The 9,325-nt window shown below is 42.2% G+C and carries 8 protein-coding genes and 1 riboswitch; of the genes, 6 read left to right on the plus strand and 2 right to left on the minus strand.

All coding sequences use genetic code 11. The features are described from left to right. The 5 genes from IH879_13795 to IH879_13815 form a co-directional block, all read left to right on the plus strand. Positions 1 to 148 (plus strand): hypothetical protein (locus tag IH879_13795; GenBank protein ID MCH7676008.1); only part of this gene is annotated, 148 nt, incomplete at its 5' end. 838 nt (positions 149 to 986) lie between these two features. Then, entirely contained in the window at positions 987 to 2,471 is a 1,485-nt protein-coding gene (locus IH879_13800) for a tetratricopeptide repeat protein (GenBank protein ID MCH7676009.1), read from the plus strand. Between the two features lie 177 nt (positions 2,472 to 2,648). After that, on the plus strand, positions 2,649 to 3,503 hold the full coding sequence (locus IH879_13805) for an aldo/keto reductase (protein ID MCH7676010.1): 855 nt from the start codon (positions 2,649 to 2,651) through the stop codon (positions 3,501 to 3,503). Positions 3,504 to 3,726: 223 nt separating this feature from the next. Continuing rightward, positions 3,727 to 4,227, plus strand: a complete 501-nt coding sequence (locus IH879_13810; GenBank protein ID MCH7676011.1) for a tetratricopeptide repeat protein — start codon at positions 3,727 to 3,729, stop codon at positions 4,225 to 4,227. Between the two features lie 695 nt (positions 4,228 to 4,922). After that, positions 4,923 to 5,783, plus strand: coding sequence for a carotenoid biosynthesis protein (locus tag IH879_13815; GenBank protein MCH7676012.1), 861 nt, complete (start codon positions 4,923 to 4,925; stop codon positions 5,781 to 5,783). A gap of 318 nt (positions 5,784 to 6,101) precedes the next feature. Here the strand turns inward: IH879_13815 and IH879_13820 are convergent, their stop codons facing one another. Both IH879_13820 and IH879_13825 read right to left on the minus strand, forming a co-directional pair. Further along, on the minus strand, positions 6,102 to 6,845 hold the full coding sequence (locus IH879_13820; protein MCH7676013.1) for a matrixin family metalloprotease: 744 nt from the start codon (positions 6,843 to 6,845) through the stop codon (positions 6,102 to 6,104). A gap of 690 nt (positions 6,846 to 7,535) precedes the next feature. After that, complete coding sequence (locus IH879_13825; protein ID MCH7676014.1) at positions 7,536 to 8,288, minus strand: DUF4382 domain-containing protein; 753 nt, start codon at positions 8,286 to 8,288, stop codon at positions 7,536 to 7,538. A gap of 136 nt (positions 8,289 to 8,424) precedes the next feature. Then, positions 8,425 to 8,513: riboswitch (cyclic di-GMP riboswitch) on the minus strand. A gap of 43 nt (positions 8,514 to 8,556) precedes the next feature. On the opposite strand from IH879_13825, the gene IH879_13830 reads away from it, so the two are divergent. Beyond that, a partial coding sequence (locus IH879_13830) for a response regulator (protein ID MCH7676015.1) occupies positions 8,557 to 9,325 on the plus strand: 769 nt, incomplete at its 3' end.

Raw genomic sequence — 9,325 nt, forward strand, 5'->3', positions numbered from 1 at the left:
AGAGCTTTCTGGCTCTGTGTCCGGCGGGTTCGACATCGACCATTACCTAAATGACGGTACACGGAAACCCAAAGACTACTACAAGTCGATAACCGGAGGCGAAGGGTTCACCATGCAATTCGATCTCACCATAACTCCTGACCAGTAGAGGGGGAATTCATCTAAGTAACTGGTAACCCTAGGGGTGCCGAAGTTCTGGACGAGAGACCTTTGCTCTTGAGGCAATCTTGGTTGGATTCTTAGAGATGCAACACGGTTTTCACAACAAAAAACAGAGGAAGCTACAATGAAAAAGCTATTTTATTTAACCGTTTATTATTATCTAAGGCTAACTCACTCGTCGTATGTATAACTTTGCGTTTGCAGCCGACCAATTGCTCTGGTTCTTTGAGTCAAGATAGTGAATTTTCAGAATCTATTTTGACTCAGAGCGTCAGGGCTCATTCACCCTTGGCGGCTGAAACGCGCATGTTGATGGCATTAGAAACCGAGGCCAACGCAGACCGACCGAGCAAAACCCAACGTACTATCCCACAACCGACCACCAGAAGTCGGCTAATCCCCCACTTTACACAATGACAAATCTGTAAAGAATCTCCTTGCTCTTAAAGGGGATTTTTTTACTTTGAATTGGATAAGCTCCACGCAAGATAATCCCGAAGAAAAATCTTAGCATTTGTGTTGAATGCGATTTCTTGCAGTGTAATCCCGATTTGATTCTTGGGATTAGACTGACAGATTTCGCAGTGTTTGTGCGGTTTTTCATTCCGTGGAGCCTGGATTATCTGGGCGATAATACTTCAAAACATTATCGCCCAGTGACTTAATAGTTATGTGGAGGGTCGCAATATTCCATGGCAATGAGTTATAGTGAGAGCAAATAAGAGATCAAGGAGGTTATTTGTAATGATTTTTCACAATAGAAGTCTTTAAAAAGGAATGAGCAATTTAGCTATGGCTAATTTAATCCCAAAAGGAGGAATATCATGCCAAAGAATGTCAGAATATATCGTACGCTCGGGGGACTAATCTTTTTTCTCATAGTTGTCCTGCACATAGGATGTAGTTCAAAGGTCAATCCTCAAGATGAAATCGCAATTACCACCAAATCAGATGAAGCTCGTAAACTTTTTTTGGAGGGTCGCGAGCTATTAGACGACATCAGATTTGATGAAGCGCGAGACCTTTTTTCAAAAGCGATTGAAGCAGATCCGAATTTTGCTCTGGCTCATCTGAATCGCTCATTTACCGCTACCTCGACTGCTGATTTCCAGAAGCATTTGGACAAAGCTGTGGCCTTAGCGCCAAATGCTTCCGAAGGGGAACGCCTCTTGATTGAGGCAACTCAGGCAAATGCGGACAACAATGCTGTTAAAGCAGTTGAGCTCTGTGAACAGCTGGTACAGAAATTTCCTAACGACAAGCGTGCGCATCAGACCATGGGCTTGTTCTATAGTGCTCAAAATGAAGATGACAAAGCGATTGCTGAATATGAAAAGGCCATTGAAATCGATAAGGATTTTGCATCGGTTTACAATTCTTTGGGGTACGCCTATATCCAGAAAGAGGAATATGAGAAATCAGAGGAAGCATTCAAAAACTATATTCATCTCATTCCAGATGAAGCCAACCCCCACGACTCTATCGCGGACTTGTATACCAGAATGGGCCGGCACGAAGACGCCATCGAGCATTTCAAAAAGTCTGTGGAATTAAATCCGAGATTTTATATGTCTCAACGAAAAATCGGCACCAATCTGGTTTTCATGGGTAAGTACGATGAAGGGCGCGAGGCTTTTCGAAAAGCAATGGAAATGGAAAGCACCCCGAATGCCAAGGTAACGGATATGAATCAGATTGCTCTCTCTCATCTTTATGAAGGCAACTTTGAGCAAGCGGTAGCAGCATTCGACGAGTCGATAAAAATGGCGCAAGAAGCAGGCCTATCCGCACGGGTTGCCGGAATCCATACTCAAAAATGCTACGTTCATCTGGAATCAGGTCACCTTGCCAAAGCGGAGGAGAGTCTGGCGGAATGCAAAAAGACCGTGATGGCTTCTGACCTGAGACAGTCATTCAAAGACAATTTTGCCAAAGGTGCCTTGGCTCAAGAAGCGCTTATCGCTGCTAAAAAGGGAGACTTCGAAACAGCGATGGCAAAAGCGGATGAGCAGTTAGCCATGATTCAAGCGGATAACAACCCGAACGAGATGGAAGATCATCATGACCTCCTCGGGCTCATTCATTTTGAAAGAGGTGACCACGCTAAAGCCATTGAGCATCTCAACCAGGGCGACCAGGAGGATCCGTACATCCTTTATCACCTGGCGGTCTCCGAGTCAAAGGCCGGGGACAAAACATGGGCAACTGAGCTGTTCAAAAAAGTAGCTGAAATGAACCAAAACGGTTTAGGTTACGCTCTTATTCGGTCAATAGCTATGGGTGCGCAAAAGATGGTAGGAAAAAAGTAACTCGCAGATAGCAACACGACCGGCACATAACAATCGTTTGCTCTCTGACCGCGGGGGCGCGGCGGTAATTTTCAGGTTAGTAGCTTCTTTAAATTCTGTAGTAAAATGAAGTTCTGTGCTTGAACTCCCCGCGGCAGGAGAAACGGGTCGTTATACCTAATTATAGGGATCTTAATAATGGAAGATCAGAAATGGTTAACAACTGCTGCAGGCGTGAAAATGCCATGGGTTATTTACGGCACGGCCTGGAAAAAGGAGCGCACGGCAGATCTGGTTGTGAAAGCCATCCAAGCAGGATTCAAAGGGATTGACACCGCCTGCCAACCGATGCACTATGACGAGCCACTGGTTGGAGCGGCGCTTCACAGGCTGAAAGACCAGGGTATCGAACGTGAAACCTTGTTCTTACAAACCAAATTCACCCCACTTGCTGGTCAGGATCCGAGACAAGTGCCATACGATAAGAATGCCCCTATAGAGTCGCAGGTCACCCAATCTTTTGAGGCATCGAAGAAAAACCTCCAAACCGAATATGTAGATTCTCTAGTACTTCATTCACCAATGGCACCCCACGCACTTTTGATGAAGGTATGGGACGCAATGGAAACAATTCAAAAGGCTGGCGGAGCTCGTCAGTTGGGAATCAGCAACTGTTACAATACTGAAGTGATGAGGCAACTCTATGCCGATGCCAACGTGAAGCCAGCGGTTGTACAAAATCGGTTTTATCAGGAAACGGGGTATGATGCAGACTTGCGTAATTGGTGCTCTAATCATAGAGTTATCTACCAGAGTTTTTGGACCCTCACCGCAAATCCTCATATTCTAGTCAGCAATACCGTTCGAACCATTGCTCAAAAGTATAACAAAACCGAAGCGCAAATCTTTTTCCGATATCTCAGTCAATCTGGTATCGTTCCGCTTACCGGAACATGTTCTGAGCAGCACATGAGGGAAGATCTCAGCATCTTTGATTTTGAGCTTTCTTCTGACGATTTAAAGAATGTGAGTCGCCTACTAAATCAGGTATAACAAGTCGTTTCGTGTTGTTAATGGTTCTACATTTACGCAAAGTCAAGGACAATGAAAAGAATGAAATTGTCAATAGTTTCTGTGAGCCTACTTATCCTGTTATACTCTGCTAGTTGTGCGGACAATACAGAACATTATGATATTAATCGAATAGAATATCATCCCACATATTCAGAATTTTATCTTGCTGATGGTAGAATCTTTGTAGCCACTAAAAGTGAAAATGAACCATATTATGTATCCCAATTTCAAACTTGGTCCTGAAGCATTAAAGTATTTCGAATCGGCTTATGAATATCAGATGCAGGGCGAGTTGGAGAAGGCCGTCCTTTACTACAAAAAATCTTTGGAAATCGAACAAACCGCCGAGGGGTATACTTTTCTTGGCTGGACTTACAGCTTTATGGGAAAATTAGCGGAAGCGATCCAAGAATGTCACAAAGCCATTGCCGCCGATCCCGATTTTGGCAATCCCTACAACGATATCGGCGCTTACTATTTGCAGATGGGAGAAATCGATGAAGCAATCCCCTGGTTAGAAAAAGCAAAAAAGGCCTTGCGCTATGAAAATCCCGAATTCGCCTATTGTAATTTGGGAAAAATTTATGAGCTCAAAGGAATCTGGCCGCGAGCCTTAGAAGAATACAAAAAAGCTTTGGAGATTCAAGAGAATTACCTACCAGCTCACCAAGCCTTGATGCGATTGGAATCTTATTTGAATTAATTTAAAAGTTATAAAATGAAAATTCAAACTCGTGTCTTAAAAATAGTGCTAATCAGTTATATGTTCTAAAGGCCCTTTTAAGAGATTGTTACAGTATAGATTAATGACTGCTCAAAGGTAGGATATTCAATTGATTATGTCAAAGAACTCTTAAAACTACCGCCGAGCGGTTTCGTTCAACATGCTTATAGCCAGCAACAACAGTAGTTTTTTCATGGCGTACCCCTCTCCTTTTTTTACATTTCGTTTCGGCCTAAAAAAGGAAAAGGCAACAACCTTCCCGTAGCGGCGGCCGTCGCCCTTCCCGTTACCCCGTACCATGAACGGGGTAAGTTAATTTACAAAACTTCTTTTACCAAAGTCAATCCCTTCTCATCTCCCTACAGGCACACCCACATTTATTCGTCAGGACGGATTCTGGTGGATGCCATACTTCCCTCAATGGTTTTCCTCATCGCATCAAAAACTTCCGTCTAAATGGGTTTTGGGGAAATCCTGTATCGTAACACTCCGGGGAGACCCCGATCAATTCTTCGGGGCTGCTGGAAATCCGTGAAAATTAAATATTCTGCGCTTGTTTTTTCAAACTCTCCTGTCATTGATTCCTTCGCCACTCACGCCACGTTATGTGTAAGAAATAATAAGAAGAAACATTGGTTATAATTGAAATCAGAATAATTCAGGATTTTTAAAAAATGAAAAATCAGAAAAACTTATTAAGACTATTAAACATAGTTGTTGTTCTTTATATAATTGCTAATGTAATTATTGGCTTGGAGGGTACAAATGCGGCTGTTTTTATGCCCTTCCTAATTATACCGCTTGGCATGTTTGTTTTTACGCATGGGACTATACGCTATGGAATAAAAAATATTTTAATATTGATTGGAATAGGAATGGCAGTGAGCCTTTTCTACGAGGCAATGAGTATTGCCACCGGCTTTCCTTACAGTGGATTTCATTATACTGAGATATTTGGGCCAAAACTATTCGGGTTCCCATTAATAGTAATGGTAGGATACGGAGTATCAATTTATACGTTTTGGACTGTTACCGGGTCACTAATAGGCAATTACAACAATAAATTACGTGGAGCTAATATTGTATTGGTTCCTATATTAGCTGCTTTTCTTTTTACTTCATGGGATTACGCCTTAGACCCAATCATGGCAAGCATTAATGGAGCTTACATTTGGGATAATCATGGCAGTTATTTTGGAATTCCGTTTTCAAACTATTTGGGTTGGTACCTTTGCACATATTCTATTTATCAGTTTTTTGCTTTAGTTGTTTATCGAAAAACAAAACTGGACGTGCCAACGATCATGAAAAGGAAAACTTTTTGGTATCAGGCAATTGCTATGTATGTTTCTATATTCATCCAACTCCCTATTTTAATGAAATTTGAAGGAAACGAACAGCTTACAATATTTTCGGGACAAGTGCTTCAAACAAATGATATTTATCAAAGCATGACGCTTGTTGGCATTGCTGCCATTATATTCCCAGCATTTATTGCTTTTGTAAATGTGTTTAACACTAAAGAGCTTGAATAATCATATTAAGAGGTGTGTAAAGGAACTAAACTATCTCACTATGTAAAACTTTGTAGTCCTTAGATTTACAATTAACCTCAACCGAAATCCTTAAATACCCCCTACCGTAACAGTCCGGGAGAGACCGCTCAATGCTTCGGTTTTGCTGGAAATCCTTGATAGTTAAATATTTCTCGCTTACCTTTCTAAATTATTCTGTCCATCTATTTTCTAAACACTATGGTCGGCAAAACCATATCCCATTACAAAATCCTTGAAAAGCTTGGCGAAGGCGGCATGGCCCTCCGAATTCAGAAACCCTAAAAACACCTTTCCAGTTTAACTTGCCGGTACTGCGGGGACCACGGCATTTGCACCCGCGACGTCACCAGGCGTGAGTGTCTGCTTCTTCAACTCACCTTTGGCAGCAGTGGGGGCCATGGTAGCATCATCATTGTTAACGTGGTCGAGTCCAATGAAGTGACCGATTTCATGGGTACCAATGGCTTGGACATCGAAGTCAGTTCCACACTCGGTAGTACCAACACCAATTACAGTATTAATTGCCCAGTTATGTGAGGTATTATAAACGATATCCGCCTCCAGGATTGTCCCATTTCCATCATCCCAGATATAGGTAGCAGCAAGAACTTTTCTGGCATTGCGCCCCACGAGCTGACGCCAACCAACAATATTTTGGCCATCGCGGTCTGGCGGTAATGGTGCCGTAATGTTTTCACTAAAGGTCATCAGGTCTGCATTAGTGACGGCCGTTTCCCAGGTACTGAAAGCGCGGTCAATGGCATCGAATGCCATACCAGCCACGGCTTCGGGTTCAAATGTAGGTTGGTACTCTACCATGAGCTGGGGTTGAGTCCACCGAACGCCTATCTCGCTAAATGCTACATTCGTGTTTGTATCTGAACACTTTTCGCTGCTACCGTCATCTTTTGGTGGTTTCCCACCGCCATTACCGCCTTTTCCATAAAAGACGAAAACCGTTAGACGTTCCGAATTGTGGCCGGTCGGAATGCGAAATACCGGGACAACGTCCAGGCTGGAACTACCAGTCTGTTTACTCAACATTGGTATTTCTTGTGAACTCGCAGGTGCTAACGGTTCGGCATTATCACTGCAGCCAACCCACAGTGACAGTAATACAAAAGTACTCACTAATGACACAGAGTTAATAATTTTCTTCATCAGTTTCTCCTCGTTTTTGGTCTAACGCAACAGTTGTTGAGATGTGGCCTATTTAGGCGGCAGCCAAACGCAAAGGATATGCCAGGAATTACTTTTGAGAATATAATGATATAAGGACTTGTAAATCAGAGGATTAGAAAGGTGCAAGAAGTCATAATTTACTCTCATCTCTCGTAGCCTGATGAGATATGTCTCATCTACCAACAAGACAAGGTTGTCTTATGTTGTAAGTGTCAGTACATTGGGAGGATTCAGAACGAAAACTAAGTCCGGAGAGCTTTTAAAAACCAAAAGTCATTTGGGGGGGTAAATGATTGCAGGCTTGGGACTAATTGGAGATTAAAAAAGAAGTATCCCACGGAGAAATTGTCCTGAAGTATTTTAAAAAACCCCCACAAACCTGCGGGGACTTTTTTAGTTTCAGAGCTTCAGTCTTACCGAATCAGGCTCATCTTCTTGACCTGAGAAAATTGACCTGCATCCAAGCGATAAAGATAAACGCCGCCTGCAACAGGGGCTCTCCTGACGTGCTTAGCCTTTAAACAGGTTGAATCCTGCTCGCTTTAAGTCCTATTGCAGGGTTATATTTCCAAGGTCGTTATCCGAGCCTACTACGACTTCCGTTTCGGGGCTTGCATAGGTAAGATTCAATGTGTCTTCAATGGAAACCGAATATAATCCCGCCGGTAAAAAAGCCAATCTAAAAGAGCCATTCGTATCCACTCTGGTCGATGTCAGGGTATCACTCCCCGCAATCGCATAAGCTACAGGATTGTTTTCAGGATTTGTCAGCATGCCTGAAATGGAGCCTGTCAGAGCTTTATCTTCAACTCGAATGGTGGGGTTTAATAAATAACCAGTGGGATTATTTGCAGGACCCGTTGTCACCACTGACCTTTGTGCGTCAAAATCAAGAATTAATTCGTAAGTTGAACCGGCATTAACAGTAAAATCAGCTAAAAGTTTAAGGCCGGTCTGTGCTCCGCTTGGCACGGTCACCTGATAAGGATTACCATCTGCTACCACTTCTGCGGCATCAATTGTTACCCGAATTTGGGTGTAGTGTCCCGCTGGCACCTCGGCCGTTCCTAATACCAACGAATTGCCGTTGTTCCACTCCAGAAGATTTACCGTGATGGGTGTTTGATTGCGAACAGCAATCCACTCACCGTCGATGTTGGCACTAATTTCAGAAAAAGTAATGTTAACAGCTTCATAAATTCCAGGTGCGTCTGTTAAGCTGACTTCAAGTGTACCCATTTGATTGGGTGCCGTCGCACTGTCCCCACAGCCCATTGAGAAAGCACATGTTAATAATGCCATAAGTAAACTAACTGTTAATTTTTTCATCATTATCTCCATATTTAAGATTGATGGTATGATTTACATACTCAATAAAAAAAACCCGCTTTACCAAATGGTTGCGGGTTTGCAATCTAAAAATCCTGTATTTTTAGTCGCTAGCAACCCCGCTACCATATCCGGTGAATTGGCTTTAGGCCGGAAGCTTTGCGCCCCTCCCTTTCGGAAAGTTTGCCCTTCACTTAATTATTAAACTTTCAATACGCGATATTCAGTATCGACAGTGTGTGTGCAAAACTTAATATCTTTTTGTAACTTTTTTAATTTTTTAATTCATAAATTTATTCAACATATAAAAGTTTATGTGATTGGGGCCAACAGGCAGCAAAAAAAATTGCTCAAGAGCTTGTTTAACAAGTGGGGATTTCAAAGTCAGATATTGTCTACTAAGAATGCAGCAACTTCAATAAAATTTGATAAAGGCTTGGATAGTTATTTGATCTTATTTCATGAAAATGAATCTATTGGTAATCATATACCAAAAAGCCTTGAACATGATTTATTGATCAAACAATCAAAGTTATCATTGATTGTTGGAAATAAAATTGAAACAGAGCCGTACAAAGAGCTAAAAGGTAAAGTGAGAATAAGTGGAAGTTTTAATCCATCCGAGTTTATTGCGCATGTATTCACCGATATTTTAGGCACTTCATATCTTAAAGGCGATATTTCACAGTCAATTGTTCATTCAACTGCTCAGCAAATAGTTGCTCGTATTTTATTAATAGAAGATAATCCGATCAATCAGAAGGTTACAAAGGAGATGCTAAAAAGTTTGGGATTGAGTGTGGATATTGCAAAGAATGGGCGACTTGGGATCAATTATGCCAAAAAGAAATCTTACGACATAATAATACTGGACATCCAAATGCCGGATATGGATGGCTTTGAGACGGCGACGCTCATCCGCCAGAACGAGAGCACCAAGCAACTTCCCATCATTTTCGTAACCGCGCTCAGTAAAGAAGAAGCGTACGTGTTTGAGGGATATGAAGCGG

This window comes from candidate division KSB1 bacterium, from assembly GCA_022562085.1.
Lineage (GTDB): Bacteria > Zhuqueibacterota > Zhuqueibacteria > Oceanimicrobiales > Oceanimicrobiaceae > Oceanimicrobium.

Coding starts and splice junctions, on each gene's coding strand:
- IH879_13815 (MCH7676012.1), top strand. CDS start 4,923: ATGAAAAATCAGAAAAACTTATTAAGACTATTAAACATAGTTGTTGTT.
- IH879_13800 (MCH7676009.1), top strand. CDS start 987: ATGCCAAAGAATGTCAGAATATATCGTACGCTCGGGGGACTAATCTTT.
- IH879_13810 (MCH7676011.1), top strand. CDS start 3,727: ATGAACCATATTATGTATCCCAATTTCAAACTTGGTCCTGAAGCATTA.
- IH879_13825 (MCH7676014.1), bottom strand. CDS start 8,288: ATGGCATTATTAACATGTGCTTTCTCAATGGGCTGTGGGGACAGTGCG.
- IH879_13805 (MCH7676010.1), top strand. CDS start 2,649: ATGGAAGATCAGAAATGGTTAACAACTGCTGCAGGCGTGAAAATGCCA.